Annotated in this window: 20 protein-coding genes, 1 rRNA gene, 1 other RNA gene and 1 riboswitch; of the genes, 13 read left to right on the top strand and 9 right to left on the bottom strand. The window is 67.5% G+C overall.

All coding sequences use genetic code 11. The features are described 5' to 3' along the window. The first annotated feature begins 141 nt into the window (after window positions 1-141). A 5S ribosomal RNA gene (gene rrf, locus Q352_RS0111680) occupies window positions 142-257 on the top strand. A 134-nt stretch (window positions 258-391) separates the two neighbouring features. On the opposite strand, the gene Q352_RS0111675 is transcribed toward rrf, so the two are convergent. Continuing rightward, the gene (locus tag Q352_RS0111675) at window positions 392-1501 is read right to left on the bottom strand and encodes a YbdK family carboxylate-amine ligase (RefSeq protein WP_028499502.1); all 1110 of its coding nucleotides are present in this window, start codon (window positions 1499-1501) and stop codon (window positions 392-394) included. Then, window positions 1498-2706: a cation:proton antiporter gene (locus tag Q352_RS0111670; RefSeq protein ID WP_028499501.1), complete on the bottom strand. Its 1209-nt coding sequence runs from the start codon at window positions 2704-2706 to the stop codon at window positions 1498-1500. Before Q352_RS0111670 ends, Q352_RS0111675 begins: the two co-directional genes overlap by 4 nt. A gap of 430 nt (window positions 2707-3136) precedes the next feature. Between Q352_RS0111670 and speB the strand changes: the two genes are divergently transcribed. Then, window positions 3137-4099 (top strand): agmatinase, encoded by a 963-nt coding sequence (gene speB / locus Q352_RS0111665; RefSeq protein WP_028499500.1) that lies wholly within the window; start codon window positions 3137-3139, stop codon window positions 4097-4099. Between the two features lie 16 nt (window positions 4100-4115). On the opposite strand, the gene Q352_RS0111660 is transcribed toward speB, so the two are convergent. From Q352_RS0111660 to cobT, 5 genes are all read right to left on the bottom strand, one after another. Next, entirely contained in the window at window positions 4116-4859 is a 744-nt protein-coding gene (locus Q352_RS0111660) for an adenosylcobinamide-GDP ribazoletransferase (RefSeq protein ID WP_028499499.1), read from the bottom strand. Between the two features lie 7 nt (window positions 4860-4866). Next, complete coding sequence (gene cobD, locus Q352_RS20825; RefSeq protein WP_036386103.1) at window positions 4867-5913, bottom strand: threonine-phosphate decarboxylase CobD; 1047 nt, start codon at window positions 5911-5913, stop codon at window positions 4867-4869. Next, complete coding sequence (gene cbiB / locus Q352_RS0111650) at window positions 5910-6869, bottom strand: adenosylcobinamide-phosphate synthase CbiB (RefSeq protein ID WP_028499498.1); 960 nt, start codon at window positions 6867-6869, stop codon at window positions 5910-5912. The genes cobD and cbiB overlap by 4 nt, the downstream gene beginning before the upstream one ends. A 122-nt stretch (window positions 6870-6991) precedes the next feature. Beyond that, window positions 6992-7582, bottom strand: a complete 591-nt coding sequence (locus Q352_RS20820) for a histidine phosphatase family protein (protein ID WP_036386102.1) — start codon at window positions 7580-7582, stop codon at window positions 6992-6994. Then, window positions 7579-8607 (bottom strand): nicotinate-nucleotide--dimethylbenzimidazole phosphoribosyltransferase, encoded by a 1029-nt coding sequence (cobT, locus tag Q352_RS0111640; RefSeq protein WP_028499497.1) that lies wholly within the window; start codon window positions 8605-8607, stop codon window positions 7579-7581. The genes Q352_RS20820 and cobT overlap by 4 nt, the downstream gene beginning before the upstream one ends. A 154-nt stretch (window positions 8608-8761) precedes the next feature. Continuing rightward, window positions 8762-8951: riboswitch (cobalamin riboswitch) on the top strand. A 131-nt stretch (window positions 8952-9082) separates the two neighbouring features. Between cobT and Q352_RS20815 the strand changes: the two genes are divergently transcribed. From Q352_RS20815 to Q352_RS0111600, 9 genes are all read left to right on the top strand, one after another. Continuing rightward, window positions 9083-10942: a TonB-dependent receptor domain-containing protein gene (locus Q352_RS20815; protein WP_169735648.1), complete on the top strand. Its 1860-nt coding sequence runs from the start codon at window positions 9083-9085 to the stop codon at window positions 10940-10942. A gap of 34 nt (window positions 10943-10976) precedes the next feature. Further along, entirely contained in the window at window positions 10977-11501 is a 525-nt protein-coding gene (gene cobU, locus Q352_RS0111630; RefSeq protein WP_028499496.1) for a bifunctional adenosylcobinamide kinase/adenosylcobinamide-phosphate guanylyltransferase, read from the top strand. Then, entirely contained in the window at window positions 11498-12373 is an 876-nt protein-coding gene (locus Q352_RS0111625) for a cobalamin-binding protein (RefSeq protein WP_028499495.1), read from the top strand. Before cobU ends, Q352_RS0111625 begins: the two co-directional genes overlap by 4 nt. Before the next feature lie 49 nt (window positions 12374-12422). Beyond that, the gene (locus Q352_RS20810; protein WP_036386101.1) at window positions 12423-12728 is read left to right on the top strand and encodes a carbohydrate porin; all 306 of its coding nucleotides are present in this window, start codon (window positions 12423-12425) and stop codon (window positions 12726-12728) included. Beyond that, window positions 12725-13033 carry a cell division protein ZapA gene (locus Q352_RS0111615; protein WP_028499494.1) on the top strand — a complete coding sequence of 103 codons (309 nt, stop codon included), beginning with the start codon at window positions 12725-12727 and terminating at the stop codon, window positions 13031-13033. The genes Q352_RS20810 and Q352_RS0111615 overlap by 4 nt, the downstream gene beginning before the upstream one ends. 14 nt (window positions 13034-13047) lie before the next feature. Further along, window positions 13048-13226: non-coding RNA, 6S RNA (gene ssrS, locus Q352_RS22825), on the top strand. Between the two features lie 16 nt (window positions 13227-13242). After that, complete coding sequence (locus Q352_RS0111610) at window positions 13243-13821, top strand: 5-formyltetrahydrofolate cyclo-ligase (protein WP_028499493.1); 579 nt, start codon at window positions 13243-13245, stop codon at window positions 13819-13821. 63 nt (window positions 13822-13884) lie between these two features. Further along, window positions 13885-14337, top strand: coding sequence for an EVE domain-containing protein (locus Q352_RS0111605; protein ID WP_028499492.1), 453 nt, complete (start codon window positions 13885-13887; stop codon window positions 14335-14337). Next, window positions 14337-15140: a sulfite exporter TauE/SafE family protein gene (locus Q352_RS0111600; protein WP_199489857.1), complete on the top strand. Its 804-nt coding sequence runs from the start codon at window positions 14337-14339 to the stop codon at window positions 15138-15140. The genes Q352_RS0111605 and Q352_RS0111600 overlap by 1 nt, the downstream gene beginning before the upstream one ends. Here Q352_RS0111600 and Q352_RS0111595 read toward each other — a convergent pair. Beyond that, a complete protein-coding gene (locus Q352_RS0111595) occupies window positions 15137-16048 on the bottom strand; it encodes a DMT family transporter (RefSeq protein ID WP_028499490.1) in 912 nt (303 codons plus the stop codon). The genes Q352_RS0111600 and Q352_RS0111595 overlap by 4 nt on opposite strands. Before the next feature lie 125 nt (window positions 16049-16173). Here Q352_RS0111595 and Q352_RS0111590 point away from each other — a divergent pair, with 125 nt between their 5' ends. Further along, entirely contained in the window at window positions 16174-17046 is an 873-nt protein-coding gene (locus Q352_RS0111590; protein ID WP_028499489.1) for a helix-turn-helix domain-containing protein, read from the top strand. Here Q352_RS0111590 and Q352_RS0111585 read toward each other — a convergent pair. Next, window positions 17043-17813: an exodeoxyribonuclease III gene (locus Q352_RS0111585; protein WP_028499488.1), complete on the bottom strand. Its 771-nt coding sequence runs from the start codon at window positions 17811-17813 to the stop codon at window positions 17043-17045. The two genes, Q352_RS0111590 and Q352_RS0111585, sit on opposite strands and share 4 nt — an antisense overlap. A gap of 124 nt (window positions 17814-17937) precedes the next feature. On the opposite strand from Q352_RS0111585, the gene pyrE reads away from it, so the two are divergent. After that, window positions 17938-18585, top strand: coding sequence for an orotate phosphoribosyltransferase (gene pyrE / locus Q352_RS0111580; protein ID WP_028499487.1), 648 nt, complete (start codon window positions 17938-17940; stop codon window positions 18583-18585). Window positions 18586-18677 lie beyond the last annotated feature (92 nt).

The raw sequence follows: 18677 nt of genomic DNA, 5'->3' as shown, positions 1-18677 counted from the left end.
CGATACTAATTGCCCGTGCGGCTTGATCCTATAAGTCGAGACATTCGGCTGTGTGAGCGAGCGATACGCAAAATCTGACTTGAAGTTGTTGCTTCTTCTGTTTCTGGTTGTTGGGATAAGTCCCGGCGACCAACCTTTTACCCTGGCGGCCATAGCGAGCGGGAACCACCCCTTCCCATCCCGAACAGGACCGTGAAACTGCTTTGCGCCGATGATAGTGTGGCACTTGCCCATGCGAAAGTAGGTCACCGCCAGGTCCTATACTGAAGCCCTCGTACCCTGTACGAGGGCTTCTTTCATTGGTGCGTGGCGATCGTGACGGATACGCAAAGAAGCCCCCGTGCCATGCACGGGGGCTTCTTCGCTTCCCAGGATAAATAGCCAATGCTGGCTAGCGGTTCTCCCATTGCGCCGACGCCAGCCGGGCCATGTGCGAGTACGACTCGGTTTCGGTGTACTGGCGGCGCAGCCAGTCCGCATCGCTGTCGCTGCGAATCACCCGCTGTGCCAGCGCATCGAGCTGCGGCTGCGTGCCCAGTTGCCCGGCCTGCGGCGCGAGCCGGGACAGCATGGTCAGGATCGAGGCACTCAACGAGGCGACCTTGCCGTCGCTGCCGATGATCTCGCCCTGCAGGCCGAAGCGGCAGGCCTGGAAGCGGTTGTAGCTGTAGGTCAGATAGACGTCAGCGCTCGGCGTGCTGTCGTCGGCCAGGAAAGCGGCGGCCAGCGTGCGCGCATAGGCACCCAGCTCGACCGCCCGTTCCAGCGACAGCGGCGTATCGCAGACCCGGATTTCCACCGTGCCGTATTCCGGCTTGGGCCGGACGTCCCAGTAGAAATCCTTCATCGAGCGCACGATGCCGTAACCGGCCATGCGCTCGAAATAGTCGTTGAACGACGACCAGTCGAGCACGAACGGCATCGAGCCGGACAGCGGAAAGGCATTGACCGCATTCAGACGCGACGAGGCGAAGGCGCTGTCACTGCCCTGCCAGTACGGCGAGGAGGCCGACAGCGCGATGAAATGCGGAATCACCGCTGCCAGCCGGTGTGTCAGCCGGCAGGCGGCATCGCCGTCCGGGCAGCCGATATGGATGTGCTGGCCGAATACCGTGAACTGCTTGGCCAGATAGCCGTACAGCTCGGATACCAGCTTGTAGCGCTCCTTCGGATAGATGCGCTGCTCGGCAAAGCGCGAAAACGGGTGGGTGCCACCGCCGGACAGGGCCAGGTTGAGCTTGTCGGCGGCACCCAGCAGTTGCTTGCGGATGGTTTTCAGCTCGTCGAGCATGGCATTGGCGTCGGTGTGGACGGCGCTGGCGATCTCGATCATGCCTTCAGTGATTTCCGGCTTGATGTCGCCGACCGGGCCCTGGCGCTCGATCAGCCGCATCATGTCGGCGGCCCCCCGGGTCAGCGCGTAGTCGCGCCGGTTGAGGATCTGCAGTTCCAGCTCGATACCGAAAGTCAGTGGCGTCGATGGCGTGAATTCGAGTCTCATCGCGTGTTCTCCCCGTGTTCCTTGCAGACGCGCAGCGCCTGACGGATGACGATCGGCCCGAGCAGTTCGGACAGCAGCAGTATCGACAGCGAGATGGCCGCCAACTGGCTGGCCAGCACCGGGTTGAACTGGCCGACCATACCGATGCCGATCAGCGGGGCGCCGGCGACCGGCCACAGTGTGGCGCCGATGGCGACGCCCTGCCGGTAGTCGACGCCATTGGGCCGGGCCAGCAGCACCATCATCGCTACCGGCACCGCCAGCCGGACCACCAGCACGACCACGGCCGGCAGCCAGGCCACGGCCAGCGCACGGGGTTCCAGCGCGGCACCGGCGAGGACAAACAGGGCGACATACAGCAGCCTGCCATAAGGCAGCAGATCCGGTTCGGCCAGGGCGAACTGGCGGTCCATGCGGCGGGTGGCGCTGCCGAACACCAGCAGCGACACGGCGGCCGGCCAGCCGAGCCAGCTGCAGATGCCCATGGTGACGGTGACCAGGGCGACCAGAATCACTGGCTGGTAGCCGTCGAGCTTGCCAAGCCAGTCGGCCAGCCGGACCGCCAGCCAGGCGCTGAACAGACCAAGCAGCAGGGCGGCGACGCTGCGTGCGAGCAGGCTGAGCAGTGAGGCGGTCAGCGGCTGGCTGTGTGCCTGCCAGCCGGCCAGGGTCAGCCCCAGCGCCAGCCAGCCGAGCAGGTGGATCAGCGCGGTCTGGTTCAGCGCCCGCTCGCTGACCACGCCTTCGGCGCGCAGTTCGCGTATGGTCAGCAGCAGTGTCGCCGGCGAGACGGCCAGCGTCAGCGCGGCGATCAGCAGCGAGGTGGTCACGCTGAGACCGACGGCGCCGAGCGCCACCGCCACGGCGGCGAACAGGGTCATGGCGATGGCCAGCGAGGTCATGGCCAGCCAGCGCTCGCGCAGCAGCCAGCCGACGTCGAGCCGGCGCCCGAGCTGGAACAGGATCAGTGCCAGCCCGATTTCCACCAGCGGCTGCAGATCGGTCAGTTGTGCCTGGTTGACCAGACCCAGAGCGGCCGGGCCGAGAATGAAGCCGGTCAGGACCCAGGCCGACAGGATCGGCAGGCGCAGGGTACGGACAAACAGGCGGGCACCGATAATGCCTGCCGCCAGCAGGGCACCAAAGGTGGTCAGTATGTTGAACGAGGCCGGCAGGGCCGGCAGCAGTTCGGCGAGATGATTCATCGCAGGCCTCCTGGCGGCATGGCGCCGCGGTTGGTCGCGGTGGGACACGGGACGTCAGGCGCCGGTCTGGAAACCGGACCACGCGACAAGGAGGGGGACGCGTCGGCTGCCCGCTGCGGACAGGACGATTCCCCGGGCGGGAATGAACAACTGTGCTACAGGCTATGCGCTGTCGGACAACAGCGAAAGCAAATGGCGATTTATTTTTTCTATGAGCGGGTACCCTCCGGCGGCAGATATTTTCCTGTCATGGCCCGGTCCGCATGCCGCTTGTCCCGCCGGCCGGGGTCGGGCACACTTCCGCCGTTTTCCGCGCGGGGTGCGCGGCAGCCTTCACCCGTCGGCTGCGCAAGATGGACGGGAATCGCTGGCGAATCAGGGTCCTGCGTGACCCGGTGGCCGGCGTACTCTCTGGACCGGGAGTTACCGAATGACTGACATTCTTGGCGATGGCGCGATGCGCCGTCAGGGCCTGTACGGCTCGAATATCGAAAATACCTACGCAGGCGTGCTGTCGTTCATGCGCCGCAACTACACGCGCGACCTGCGCGGTGTCGACGTCGCCGTCAGCGGCGTGCCGCTGGATCTGGCGACCACTTTCCGTCCCGGCGCCCGCCTCGGGCCGGCGGCGGTGCGTGCCGCGTCGGTGCAACTGGCCGAACTGAAACCGTTCCCGTGGGGCTTCGACCCGTTCGATGACCTGGCGGTGATCGATTACGGCGACTGCTGGTTCGATGCGCACAATCCGCTGACGATCAAGAAAAGCATCGTCGACCATGCGCGCACCATTATCGACAGCGGCGCGAAGATGCTGACCTTTGGCGGCGACCATTACATCACCTACCCGCTGCTGACCGCACATGCGGAAAAATACGGCAAGCCGCTGTCGCTGATCCACTTCGATGCGCATTGCGATACCTGGCCGGACGATGAGCCGGACAGCCTGAATCACGGCACCATGTTCTACAAGGCGATCCGGGAAGGCCTGATCGACCCGGCGCGCTCGGTGCAGATCGGCATCCGCACCTGGAACGACGACTTCATGGGCATGCAGATGCTCGACGCGCCGACCGTGCATGAAATCGGCTGTGCCGAAGTGCTGCGCCGGATCAAGGCCATCGTCGGCGACAATCCGACCTATCTGACCTTCGACATCGACTGCCTGGACCCGGCCTTTGCACCGGGCACCGGCACGCCGGTTCCGGGCGGCCTGAGCAGTGCGCAGGCGCTGCAGATCATCCGCGGCATGGAAGACGTCAACCTGGTCGGCATGGACGTGGTTGAAGTGTCGCCGCCGTTCGACCAGAGCGAAATCACCGCCATTTCGGCGGCGCATATCGCCGTCGACCTGCTGTGCGTGCTGCGCAACCGCAAGCTGGCAGGCAAGCTGTAAGACCCCGGCTGCCGGACTAGACCAGGTCCGGCAGCCATTTCGCCACCAGCAACAGGGCCAGCAGCAGCCCGGATTCGCTGAGTTCGATGCCGGCACCGAGGCAGTCGCCGGTCACCCCGCCCAGCCGTGCCATCAGTGTGCGGCGCCAGGCCAGCCACAGCAGTGGCGCCACCAGCAGCGCCGGTGCAAACCAGGCCGACGCGGCCGCCAGCGCCGCGAATGACAGCCAGAAGCTGGGCCAGTGCGTGCACCAGCCGAATCGTTCCGCCTGCCCGCCGGCCGCCAGCTGCGGCATCGTCCCCGACCAGTACACCGCGCCGAGCCGGGCCCAGGCCGGCAGCAGCAGCCAGGCCAGCCACGGCGTGCCCGTCTGCACCAGCAGCATCACCAGCACCAGCTTGGTCGCCAGCTGCATGACCAGCGCGACCACGCCGAAACTGCCGACATGCGGATCTTTCAGCACGGCCAGGAAGCGTTCCGGTGAGCGGTGTGCCGCGCCGAGTCCGTCTGCCAGATCGGCCAGACCATCCAGATGCAGCGCGCCGGTGACCCAGGTCCAGACGCCGACCACCGCCAGTGCGGCCAGCCACGGGTCGATCAGCGCGCCGGCACCGGCGGCCGCCGCCAGCAGCAACCCGACCATCAGCCCGACCGTGGCGAACCAGCGTGCGGATTCCGTCAGCCAGGCCGGATCGAAAGTGGCCAGGCGCGGGGTCGGCAGGCGGGTCAGGAACTGTACGGCGAGAATCAGGCCACGCATCGGCGGGTCATCCTTGAGTCAGGGGAGCGGCACCGGCACCCGGCGTCGAAAAGGCATGCGCCAGCCCGGCATCCAGCCGCGCCCAGCTGGCGTCATCGGGCAGGCCGAAGCGCAGGCTGGGGCCATGGCCACCGAGGGCAGGGAAACAGCGCACCAGAATGCCCTGCTGCGCCAGCGCGTGGTACCGGGCGGGGGCGTCCGGATGCGGGCACCAGCAGAACAATGGCGTCGAGGCGACTTTCAGTCCGTGCTGTTCCAGCAGGGCGACGAGGCGCGATTGCTGGCGCTGCAGCCGGTCGCGCATTGCCTGTTGCCAGTCGGTATCGGCCAGCGCGGCCGCTACCACGGCACGGGCCGGACCGCTGACCGCCCAGGCGCCGAGTTCGGCTGCCAGCCGGTCGATCAGCGCGGGCTCGCCGAGCGCGAAGCCGGCGCGCAGCCCGGCCAGGCCGAAGAACTTGCCGACGGAACGGCAGACCAGCAAGCCCGGTGCGCCGGTATGGGCGGCAATGCTGTGCGCCGGCGAGGCGTCCATGAAAGCTTCATCGACCAGCAGCAGGCCGCCGTGTGCGGCCAGGTCCTCACGCCAGCGCAGCAGTGTCCCGGGCGCGACCCGCTCGGTGGTGGGGTTGTTCGGATTCACCACCAGCAGGACATCGAGCGTCGGCAGGGCTGCCTCGATGCCGTCGAGGTCGACCGGCACCACCTCGTGTCCGGCGCGGCGCCAGGCCGGCGCGTACTCGCTGTAGGTCAGCGGCGCGATGCCGATCCGGCCGGGCGGCAACAGCCGCGGCAGGGTGCGGATGGCGGCCTGACTGCCGGCGACGGCCAGCACGCGGGCTGCGGGCGGCGCGCCGTAGTAGTGGGCGGCGATGGCCGGCAGCGCGTCGTCATCGTCGGGCAGCCGGCGCCAGACATCGACATCCAGCGGCGGCAGCGGGTAGCTGCACGGATTGATGCCGGTGGACAGGTCGAGCCAGTCGGCCAGTGGCCGGTCGAAGCGCCGCGCGGCTTCGCGCAGCCTGCCGCCATGCGGTGGGGGAGAGATCGTCATAGCAGGGAGGCCAGAGTGAGCGCGGGCAGGATGGCGCCGAACGCCAGCCAGGCCTGCTGGGTCCGTACCACCAGCCGCCAGGCTTCGGTAATGTGATGGTCGCCGGCGGTTTCGCCGCAGCCGAGCGGCGGGCGGTCTTCGATGTGTCCGTGGTAACGGGCCGGGCCGCCAAGACAGACGCCGAGACTGCCGGCGCCGGCCGCCATCACCGGGCCGGCGTTGGGGCTGTCCCAGTGCCGGGCCTGGGTTTTCCAGCAGGCGAATGCGTCGTGGCTGTGGCCGAGCAGGGCATAGCTGATGGCAGTCAGCCGGGCTGGCAGCCAGTTCAGCGCATCGTCGGCACGGGCGGCCACCCGACCGAAATGCAGCAGGCGCGGTGTCCGGTAGCCCCACATGGCGTCCAGGGTATTGGCCAGCCGATAGGCCAGCGCGCCGGGGCCGCCGGCCACGGCGAACCAGAACAATGCGCCGAAGATGGCATCGTTGCCGTTCTCCAGCGTGGATTCGACCGCGGCGCGGGCGACGGCGGCCTCATCGGCATCGTCGAGATCACGCGATACGATGCGGGCGGTCAGCGCACGTGCGGCCGGCAGGTCGCCGGCGGCCAGGGCGGCGGCGATCGGGCGGACATGGGCGCCGAGGCTTTGTGCACCGAGGGTGAAATACAGCAGCAGGGCATGCACCAGCAGTGCCAGTGGCAGTGGCAGTGCCATGACGAGGGCCTGGGCGGCGACCGCCGGTGGCAGCACCAGCGCACACCAGCCGCACGCACCGAGCAGCAGCCGGGAACCGGGCCGGCCGTCGGGGCGGTTGAAGGTTCGTTCGAGCCAGCCGGCGAGGCGGCCGAAGCCGACCAGTGGATGGGCATGGCGCGGCTCGCCCAGCAGGTAGTCGAGCGCGACACCGGCGACGGCTGCGCTCCAGAGCCAGAATGCGTGAATGCCGATGGCGTGCATGGGGGCCATTCGATGCGCACGGCGGCGCCAGGAAACGGAGCGGTATTGTATAGGCTGCGCGTCACCGCCCCCAAACCGGGCACGCCACTCGTCAGCCGGACGCCGGCGCCATGGTGGCCGGCTCAACCCATTGCCGGGTTGGCCAGTGCAATCAGGTAGTCGGGGCAGCCGTCGGCCAGCGACAGCTGCACGTAACCGCCACGCGAGACGAACAGCCGTCGCGCGCTGGGCAGCGACAGTTCGAGCCGCGCGGCCAGCACGGCGGCGATCACGCCGCCGTGGGTAATCAGGACGGCGTGGCCGTCGCCGAGGCGCTCGACCCAGCTATCGAATGCGCTGATGACCCGGGTGCGGAAGCCGGCCAGCGTTTCGCCACCATCCGGCAGCAAGCGGCCGTTGCTGTACTCGGCCTGCCAGTCGGCCGGCAGGCCGTCCAGCGGGGCGCCGTCCCAGACGCCGAAATCGGTTTCGGCAAAACCGGCATCGACGTGCAGCGCCAGACCGGCATCGGCGGCGAAGTCTTCTGCCGATGCCAGACAGCGCTGCAGCGGCGAACAGGCGATCGCCGTGACCGGTGCCATGGCCGTCAGCGCCGGCCAGCCCCGGCGCATGGTGTCGCGTCCGGCCCCGGTCAGCGGCGGGTTGCTGCGCCGGCCGACCAGCAGGCCGGCGGCGTCGATCTCGCCGTGCCGCCACAAGGTAATGCGCTTCATTCGTGGTCCCGGTCGCTGACGCCGGCTTCGGCAAAGGTGGCCATGTCGGCATGCAGCCGGATCGCCATCTGCAGCATCGGCACGGTCAGCGCCGCGCCGGATCCCTCGCCGAGGCGCAGCCCGAAGTCGTACAGCGGCTCCAGCCCCATCGCGGTCAGTGCCAGCTCATGACCCAGTTCCCGGGAACGGTGCGAGGCCAGCAGCCAGTCGCGGGTGTCGATATCGATGCCGCAGGCGACCAGGGCCGCGGCTGCGGTGATGAAGCCGTCAACCAGTGCCGGTACACCGGCGCTGGCGGCTTCGAGGTAGTAACCGGCAATGGCGGCGATTTCCAGCCCGCCGACCTCGGCCAGCCAGCCGGCCGCCGTGTCGGTAGTCCGGGCGCGCAGCAGCGCCTTTTCGACCGCTCCCCGCTTGCGGGCCATGCCCTGGTCGTCCACACCGGTACCGCGCCCGACCACATCGACCGGGCGGGCGCCGCTCAGTGCGCAGATCAGCGCGGCCGACGGGGTGGTGTTGCCGATGCCCATCTCACCGGCGATCAGCAGCGTTGCACCGGCGGCAATGGCGCGGCGGGCGGCGGCGCGGCCGGCTTCGATCGCCTGTTCGCATTCCTGTTCCTGCATGGCCGGTTCGTCGCACAGATTGCGCGAACCGTAGCGGACCTTGGCATGCACGATCGGCATGGCCGGATCGAAGTCTGCCGCCACACCGACATCGACCACTTCCAGTGTCGCGTCGATTTCCCGCGCCAGCACACTGATTGCCGCCCCGCCGCGAACGAAGTTCTTCACCATCTCGGCGGTGACTTCGACCGGATAAGCCGAGACGCCGCTGCGGGCGACGCCATGGTCGGCGGCAAAGACAGTGATGGCGGGGCGCAGGCGCGAGGGAATGGCGCGGCCCTGCCAGGCCGCGAACTGGCAGGCGAGGGTTTCCAGCTTGCCGAGGCTGCCGGCGGGTTTGGTCAGTCGCGCCTGGCGGGCGACGGCGGCATCGAAGGCGGACGCATCGGGATGGGGCATCAGGGGGTTCCGGAAGAGAGAAGGGAATCGTCCCGTCTTGCGGGGCGGCGAAAATCGAACGCGAGACCTTACCGCTGCGCCGGCAGCGCTTCAATCGGCATTACGGCGTAATTTGATCTTGCGGGCTGTCATGCCGGCATGCCGCCGCTATAATCCGGCTCCATCTTGCCAGGGTGTCCGCCGCCGTCAGGCGCGGATGAAACGGGAAGCCGGTGACAGGCCGGCGCTGCCCCCGCAACGGTATGGTTCGCATGCAAGCGGCTTCACGCGCCACTGCCCGACAGGGTGGGAAGGCGAGGCCGCGGGAACCCAGCCCGGAGACCGGCCCAGGCAATCTGCAGTGGAGTATCGCGGGGAGGCGGTATGACAGCGACAGCGCGACCGGCATCAGGCCGGGCCGCGCCGATTGTCCATTCTGAAAGGCCATGCGCCTGTCTTTCTCGCACTCCTGATCCGTTTCCAGGGAGTGTTTTTCGTGAAGTGCAATATCCGTAGCAAATGGTTTGTCGCCAGCCTGGCGTCGCTGGCAGTGGCGAATGCGTTCGCTGACGAACCCGCCACCACCACCGGCGAAATCGTGGTGACCGCCAACCGCTCCGCCACCGACAGCCGTGAACAGACCCGTGACGTGACCGTGATCGGCCAGCAGGAAATCGCCCGTGCCGGCGGCCTGAACCTGCCGCAGCTGCTCGCGCGCCAGTCCGGCGTCGAGTATGCGAGCAACGGCGGCGATGGCCGCGCGAGCGCGCTGTATCTGCGCGGTACCAGTTCCAAGCAGTCGGTGGTGCTGATCGACGGCGTGCGCGTATCGTCGGCGACTTCGGGGCAGACCGCGCTGGAACAGATCCCGCTGGAACTGATCGACCATATCGAAATCGTGCGCGGCCCGGTATCCGGGCTGTACGGCGCTGATGCGATCGGCGGCGTGGTGCAGATTTTCACCAAACAGGGCAAGGGCGCACCGAAGCCGTACCTGAGCGCCGGCGTCGGCAATGACGGCACCTGGCGCGTCGGCGGCGGCATCGGCGGCGTGGTCGGCGATACCTCGTTCTCGCTGAACGTGGCCGGTCGCGGGACCGATGGCGGCTTCTCCGCCACCAATGCGCAGAACACGTTCAGCTACAACCCGGACGATGACGGCTACCGCAACCTCAGCTACAGCGCCAATGTGTCGCACCAGATCGTCGACGGCCATGAAATCGGCATCAAGCTGTTCCAGTCCTTCGGCAAGGCCGACTTTGACAACGGCACGCCGCTGGCCGACGACTACAACAAGCAGCGCGTCCAGAGCAACAGCGTGTACCTGAAAGACCGCTTCAGCGATGTATGGACCAGCACGCTGACCGTGACCAACGGTGTCGATCGCTACGAGACCTACAGCGGGGTGAATCTCGATCGCTCCGGTCTGTACAAGACCACCCAGGATACCTACACCTGGCAGAACGACCTGGACCTCGGCGTGGCCGGCCGGGTGGTGCTGGGTGCCGAGTACCTGAACCAGAAGGTCGACAGCACGCAGGCCTATACCCGGAACGAACGCAACAACAAGGCGGTGTTCGCCGGCTGGAGCGGCAATTTCGGCGACCACCTGCTGAATGCGTCGCTGCGTCATGACGACAACTCGCAGTTCGGTGAAAAGACCACCGGCTCGCTCGGCTATGGCTACCGGCTGACCGACAGCATCAAGCTGACCGCGAACTACGGGACCGCTTTCCGCGTGCCGACCTTCAACGATCTGTACTGGCCGCTGGCCTATGGTTTCCAGGGCAACCCGAACCTGAAGCCGGAGTCGGCCCGCAACGGGGAAGTCGGTGCCGAGTACAACGGGGCATACGGCATGCTGCGGCTGACGGCGTTCGAGAACCGCATCGACGACATGATCAATGGCTATGTGTGCAGCGGCAGCGGTCCGTGCACGGCGGAGAACGTCGACAAGGCCCGCATCCGCGGTCTGGCGCTGGCAGGCAGCACCACCCTGCTGGGTACCCGCATCGCCGCCAACGTCAACTGGCAGGACGGTGAGGATCGCAGCAATGGCAACCAGCTGTCGCAGCGCGCCAGGGTGTTCGGCAGCGTCGACGTCAGCCGCGACATCGGTCCGGTCACGCTGGGCAGTGCCCTGACCGCCGCCGGCTCGCGCTACAGCGATCCGGCCAACAAGCAGCCGCTGGCCGGTTATGGTCTGGTCGACCTGTATGCCGACTACCGGCTGACCCCGACCACCACGCTGTACGCGCGGGTCAACAATGTGTTCGACCGCGACTACACGCTGATCCGGAGTTTCAACCAGCCGGGCCGCGAGTGGCTGGTCGGCGTGAACTGGCAACCGAAGTAAGACCGTGCGTCCGGCATCCCCGGCAGGAGGTTCCATGCTGCATCTGATCACCGGCGGCGCCCGTTCGGGCAAAAGCCGCCATGCCGAGAAACTGGCGCTGGCCCACGTCGGCCCGGTGCATTACCTGGCGACCGCCAGTGTCGGTGATGCCGAGTTTGCCCACCGGGTGGCGATGCACCAGGCACGCCGGCCGGCGTCGTGGCGGGCGGTCGAGTGCGGTGTGGCCCTGAGTGACGCGCTGCAGGATGCCGCGCGTCCGGACGGGCTGGTGCTGATCGACTGCCTGACGCTGTGGCTGGCGCACTTTCTGGCGCCGGGGGAGGCGGAACGCTATCCGCAGGCGCGGGCCACGCTGCTCGACGCGCTGGCCTCGGCGGCGGGCGACGTGGTGGTGGTCAGCAATGAAATCGGCCTCGGCGTGGTGCCGATGGGCGCAGAAACGCGCTGGTTCGTCGATGAGCTGGGCTGGCTGAACCAGTCGGTTGCCGCCATTGCCGACCGGGTCACCCTGGTTGCCGCCGGCCTGCCGCTGGTGCTGAAGGGAGGGGCGTCGCAATGAAGCGAGTGCGCCATGTGGCCCTGCTGCTCTGCCTGTGCCCGCTGCCGGCCATGGCGACACCGGCCGGCGTCAGCGTCAGCGACGATACCGGTGCCCGCGTTTCACTGCCGCAGCCGGCGCGGCGCATCATTTCACTGGCACCGCATGCGACGGAAATGCTGTACGCGATCGGTGCTGGCGGGCGGCTGGTCGGGGCGACCAACTACAGCGACTGGCCGGATGCCGCCCGCCGCCTGCCGCGCGTCGGTGGCTACAGCGGCGTCAGCGTGGAGAAGGTCATGGCGCTGAAGCCGGATCTGGTGGTCGGCTGGGCCAGCGGCAATGCCCCGCGCGAGCTGGCGCGAATCCGGGCGCTCGGCATCCCGGTCTATCTGACCGAACCGGACTCGCTGGATACCGTGCCGGCCAGCATGGAAAAGCTCGGCATCCTCAGCGGCTTCAGTGACGGTGGCCGTCGTCAGGCCGCGGCGTTCCGGACCCGGATCGCCGCGCTGCGCGAACGCCATGCCGGACTGACGCCGCTGCCGGTCTTCATCCAGATCAACGTGTCGCCGCTGATGACGGTCAACGGCCGCCAGTTCATCTCGGCACTGGTCGCGCTGTGCGGCGGTCGCAATGTGTTTGCCGCGCTGGCGCCGCGGGTACCGCAGGTCGGGGTCGAAGCGGTGATGGCGGCGCGACCGGCGGTGATGCTGGTGCCGGGCGACGTCGACCGGCTCGCGGCGTGGAAGCGCTGGACGACGATTCCGGCGGTGGCGAACGGGCAGTTGTACGGCCTGCCGGAAGACCTGGTCAGCCGGCCGGGTCCGCGCCTTGCCGACGGCGCCAGCGCGGTCTGCCGCGTGCTGGACAGTGCCCGCAGCCGGTCGTGACCGGTCGGGATTTGACCCTGTCGGACGGCCACGCTACAGTGCCCCGGATATGGATACCGAACTCGAAAAACTCCAGGCCAGCGTGAGCGAGCTGGCCGCACTGGCCACCCGCCTCGGCAATGAGAATCGCGCCCTGCGCGCAGAGCGGGAGACGCTCGAGCAGGCCAATCGCACCGCGAACGAACGCGTGGCCGCCGCCGAACAGCGGCTGGTCGACCTGTCCGCGCGGCTGGCGGTGACCGAACAGCGCGCGCAGGATGCCGAAGCGCGCAATACCGACCTGACTGCCCGGCTCGATACCACGCGCTCGCGCATCGAAGCCCTCCTGACCCGACTGCCGGAGATCGATAAATGAGTGATACCGTCACCGTCGGCCTCGATCTGCTTGGCCGCCGCTTCACCTTTTCCTGCCCGTCCGAAGAACGCGACAGCCTGATGGCCGCCGCCCGCATCCTCGACGAGAAAATGCGCACCATCCGTGACAACAGCCGGGTGGTCGACGGCGAGCGCATCGCCATCCTCGCCGCGCTGAATCTGACCCATGACCTGATGCTGAAACGGGTCGAAAATCCGCTGGACATGGAAGCGATTCAACGTAAAATAGAATCCATCGACGAGACGGCACAGCGCGCCATACAGGCCCAGGCCGACTTGTTCTGATCTCTTACAGCTTTAGTCCCCTGCGGTGTTCGGGAAGGCTTAAATTCTCTGAACCAATAGATGTTAAAAGGCTGCCAGCTGATTGCGCGTGGGCGAGTCGTGCCGCTAGCCGGTGCGCCCGAAATGCGCTGCCGGTGGCCACCTGAACCTCAGGTTCGGGATGACAAGTCTAATCGGCACCTGCGGGGGCTACCCTCTTCTCCCTCCCCATGACCCTGACGGAAGCCAAGCGCGCCCTGCGCCGCGAACTGCGCGGCAAACGGCTGATGCTGACGCCCCGTTACCGGCTTTCCGCCGCGAACCGGGTCGCCATCCGGGCCCAGTCCTATCTGGCGCCGGGTCGTCGAATCGCCGTCTATCACGCCAGTGGCAGCGAGCTTTCGCTCGCGCCGCTGATTGCGCGCGCGCTCGCGCGCCGCTGCCGGGTGTTCTGGCCGGTGGTGCCGGCGCGCGGCCGGGTGCTTGGCTTCGTCGAACTCACGTCGTCCACCCGCTGGCGCGTCAGCCGGCTCGGCATCGTCGAACCGCTCGGGCCGGTGGTGCCGGCCTCGCGCCTGCAGGCGGTATTCATGCCGCTGGTCGGTTTCGATGCCGCCGGTTACCGGCTCGGCCAGGGGGGCGGCTACTACGATTGCACCCTGTCTCCGCTGATGCGCCGCCACGCCCGTCCGTGGCTGTTCGGCTGCGCGTTTGCCTGCCAGCGCGCCGACGCCATCCCGCGCGAGGCGCACGACCTGCCGCTGGACCGGGTCCTGACCGAACAGCGCGTCTGGCGGCCCGCCCGCTGATCGCCTGCTTGTTCCTGCCGTTCGCCGCAGGCACAATCGATTCCTTCCGCATAGTGAAATGACATGTTCTGGCTGATGAAGTCCGAGCCCGCCTGCTGGGGGATCGACGACCTTGCCCGCGACGGGCGTGGCGAGTGGACCGGGGTGCGCAACTACCAGGTGCGCAACTTTATCCGCGATCGCATGCGGCCCGGCGACCGGGCGTTCCTGTGGCATTCGAGCTGCCGCGAGATCGGCCTGGCCGGGGAGATGGACATTGCGTCGGCCGCCTATCCGGACCCGACCCAGTTCGATCCCGACAGCCGCTACTTCGACCCGAAAGCCACGCCGGACCAGCCGCGCTGGTATTCGGTCGACGTGTCGTTCGTCACCCGCTATCCGCGGGTCATCACCATGGCCGAACTGCGTGCCGTGCCCGAGCTGGCGACCCTGCAGGTGCTGGCGCCGGGCAGCCGGCTGTCGGCCATGCCGGTCGATCCGGCACACTGGAAACTGATTCACGAAAGGTGGCGCTAGTGCCCGATCTGTCCATTCTGGCCGCGCTGGCCGGCGTCGGTGTCATTGCCGGTTTTCTGGCCGGTCTGCTGGGGGTGGGGGGCGGGCTGATCATCGTGCCGGCCATGGTGTGGACGCTGGAGGCCAGCGGTTTCCATACCCATGTCCAGCACCTGGCACTCGGCACCTCGCTGGCGGTGATGGTGTTCACCAGCATGTCCAGCGTGCGCGCCCATCATCTGCGCGGTGCCGTCGACTGGAGCATCGTGCGCCGGATGGCACCGTGGATGGTGATCGGCACGCTGGCCGGCACCCAGGTCGCCGGCTATCTGCCCAGCCGCGAACTCAAATGGTTCTTTGTCGTCTATGCGTACGCGGTTGCGGCGCAGATGCTGCTCGACAAGAAGCCGAAGGGCACGCGTACTCTGCCGCAAACCGCCGGCATGGGTGTCGCCGGTGGCCTGATCGGGCTGGTTTCCAGCTTTGTCGGCATCGGTGGCGGCTCGATGAGCGTGCCGTTCATGGTCTGGTGCCAGATCGCCGTACCGCGGGCGATTGCGACCAGTGCCGCGCTCGGCTGGCCGATCGCGGTGTCCGGCGCGATCGGCTACCTGATCAGCGGCTGGCAGGCACCCGGCCTGCCGCCGTGGTCGGCCGGCTTCATCTATCTGCCGGGCCTGATCACGCTGTGCGTGATCACCAGCGCGCTGGCACCGCTGGGCGCGGCGCTGGCGCACCGCTTGCCGGTCAGCCGGCTGAAGAAGGTGTTCGCCGCCCTGATGGTGGTCATGGCGACCGACATGCTGTGGGGGCTGCTGCGCTAGCAGCCGGACTTCGCCCGCCGCCACAGCGGCCAGCCGGACCCGGCCGACGCCGGGCGGAACACCAGCCAGTTGCCGAGCATGACCAGGGCGACGCCGGCCAGCGCCAGCGGTGTCCATACATAGCCTTCGGCGAACACCGAAATGTTCAGCGCCACCAGCGGGAACAATACCGTGCAGTAGGCGGCGCGCTCCGGGCCAAGCCGGCCGACCAGCATCAGGTAGGCGGTGAAGCCGATCACCGAGCCGGGAATCGCCAGATACAGCAGCGCGCCGACATAGCCGGGGCTGGGGTCGAACACGAATGGCACGCCCGCCGCCGCACTGCCGACCAGCAGCACCAGCGCACCGCTCAGCATGCCCCAGGCGTTGGTGTACAGCGGCTTCAGGCCGAGTGACTGCAGCCGCGCCGACAGCAGGTTGCCGGCCGAGAAGCACAGGGTGCCGACCAGACTCAGGCCGAGGCCGATGGCCGTGCGCATGCCCGAGGTGTGGGAGAACTCCGGCGAGAACAGCGCCAGCAGGCCGAGCAGGCCGACGGCGCCGCCGAGAATCACGTTCGGGGCGATGCGGCGGCCGAGGAACAGGCGTGCATTGACCGCATTCCACAGCGCAGCCGTCGAGAACACCACCGCTTCCAGTCCGGTGGTGATGTAGTCCCCTGCATGGTAGAAGCACAGGAAATTGACGCAGAACAGGCACAGGCCCTGGGCGAATACCAGTCCCCAGGCCTGGCGCGGCAGCGGTTTCAGCTGGCGACGCACGGCGAGAATGGCGAACAGCACGGCGGCGGCCAGGGCAAAGCGCCAGCCGATCGACAGGCTGACCGGCACCTCGCCGAGCTGCATCTTGATGGCGATCCAGGTCGTGCCCCAGATCAGCACGACGGACAGGTAAAGCAGGGCATTCATGATGAAACATCCGGAGACGGGAATGTTTCCATCATCACCAGTGATGGCCGTTGCTGCTTGCACGTTCTTGCGCTTTTGTTGCAGCGCGGCAGCATGCGCGGTCGGTCGGCAGTACACTGCCGCACATGGACTCGTCGCTGGACCATCAGATCTTCACCATCCTGTCCGAGCGCTCGCATGCCACGCTCGAACGCGCCGCCATGCTCAGCGACGGCATCGGCGTGGCCGAATGGCGCAACCACGACGACCAGACCTGCTACAGCGAACCGGGCAGTCATACGCTGTCGCTGTACCTGTCCGGCGGGCAGGGCACCTGGCGGCGCAGCCAGCCCGGCCACTATGGCGCACCGGGGCGACTGTGCCTGCTGCCGGGCGACCATGCGTCGGAATGGGTCATCGACGGCGACCTGCACTTCGTCCACCTGTATTTCTCGCCGACCCGGCTGGCCGAACTGATCGTGACCAGCATGGATCGCGAACCCCGCGCGGTGCAGCTGGCCGACCTGACCTATCTGGACGATGCCGTGCTGGCAGGCTGGTGTCGCCGCATCCACGCCATCGACTGGACGGAGGATGCCATGCGGCTGGCGGCGAACGAACTGGTACAGCAGACACTGCTGCACCTGGTGCGCCAGCACAGCGGCTGGCGGCCGGGCGCGGTCCGGGGCGGGCTGGCGCCGGCGCTGCGCCGGCGGCTGGTCGACTATATCGATGCCGGGCTGGATGGCGAGATCACGCTGGCCGAACTGGCCGGGCTGTGCGCGCTGTCCGAATTCCACTTTGCCCGTGCGTTTCGCGCCAGCTTCGGCCTGCCACCGCACGCCTGGCTGATTGCGCGCCGGCTCGACCGCGCGCGCCGCTTGCTGCGCGACGGCGACCTGCCGCTGACCGCGGTGGCGGCGGCCTGCGGCTTTGCCAGCGGCAGCCACCTGACGCGGCGCTTTCGCGACGCGCTTGGCGCAACGCCGTCGCAATATCGCGCGGCGTTGCGGCGTTAGCTGTAGTCGACGATCAGCGGCGCGTGATCGGAGAACTTCTCGTCCTTGTAGACGCTGGCCGAGGTGGCACGCGCGGCCAGTGCCGGTGTGGCGATCTGGTAGTCGATGCGCCAGCCGACGTCCTTGGCATAGGCCTGGCCGCGGTTCGACCACCAGGTGTAGCCGGGGATGTCCGCATACAGCCGGCGCCAGACGTCGACGAAGCCGACGCGGTCGAACACGTCGCTCAGCCACGCGCGTTCCTCGGGCAGGAAGCCGGAGTTCTTCAGGTTGCCCTTCCAGTTTTTCAGGTCGATTTCCTTGTGGGCAATATTCCAGTCACCGCACAGCACCAGGTCACGGCCTTCGGCGATCAGCGCTTCCAGTTGCGGCAGGAAGGCGGCCATGAAGGCGAATTTCACCTGCTGGCGCTCTTCGCTGGACGAGCCGGACGGCAGGTACAGCGAAATCACGCTCAGCGGGCCGAAATCGGCGCGCAGATAGCGGCCTTCGGCATCGAACTCGGGCAGGCCAAGTCCTTCGATCACCCGGTCCGGCTGCTGGCGGGCATAGATGCCGACGCCGCTGTAGCCCTTCTTCTCCGCGCAATGGAAGGCACTGAACGGGTAGCCGGGCGGCTGGCGGTGAAGGGGCGACAGGTCGGCGTCCTGGGCCTTCAGCTCCTGTACGCAGACGATGTCGCCGCCGCTGCCGGCCAGCCAGTTGAAAAACCCTTTCTTGTCCGCCGAGCGGATACCGTTGAGGTTGGCGCTGATGATGCGTGGCAAAGTGGATCTCCGGGAAGGGGGTTGCGGGGCGGGATGCGGCGTGACGCGAGGCGCCGGCACGGGTATGCTTCGCGCCGTTTGCGCGGCCGCGCTGGACGGCCGCCACCGGATCAGGAGTGGGGCCATGAGCGATTTTCGTCAGGATTTTATTCGTTTCGCCGTCGATGAGCAGGTTTTGCGCTTCGGCGAGTTCGTTACCAAGGCCGGCCGGCCGAGCCCGTACTTCTTCAATGCGGGCCTGTTCAACCACGGCGCGAGCCTGCTGGCACTGTCGCGCTTCTATGCCCAGTCGATCGACGCCAGCGGCATCGGCTTCGACATGATGTTCGGCCCGGCCTACAAGGGCATCGTGCTGGCCGGTGGCGTGACCATGGCACTGGCCGAACGTGGTCGCGACGTGCCGTTCGCCTACAACCGCAAGGAAGCCAAGGACCATGGCGAAGGCGGCGTGCTGGTCGGCGCCCCGCTGCGTGGCCGGGTGCTGGTGATCGATGACGTGATTTCCGCCGGTACTTCGGTGCGCGAATCGGTCGAGCTGATCCGTGCCGCCGGCGCGGAACCGGCCGGTGTCGCCATTGCGCTGGACCGGATGGAACGCGGTCAGGGCACGCTGTCGGCCACCCAGGAAGTAGCCGAACAGTTCGGTATCCCGGTGGTCGCCATCGCAACCCTCGACGATCTGCTCGGCTACCTGGCCGGCGCGCCGGAACTCGAACAGAACCTGCAGCGGGTGCAGGCCTATCGTCAGCAGTACGGGGTGGCGGCGAGCTGAACCGGACCCCGGCAGTGCAAAAGCCACGGGCATATTTCCGTGGTTTTTTGCATTCCGTTACCCTGCCTGCCCCCTTTTTCTACAATACTTCC

It is taken from the genome of Microvirgula aerodenitrificans DSM 15089 (assembly GCF_000620105.1).
GTDB classification, from domain to species: Bacteria; Pseudomonadota; Gammaproteobacteria; order Burkholderiales; family Aquaspirillaceae; genus Microvirgula; species Microvirgula aerodenitrificans.
This window is presented reverse-complemented; position numbering and strand designations above follow the sequence as displayed.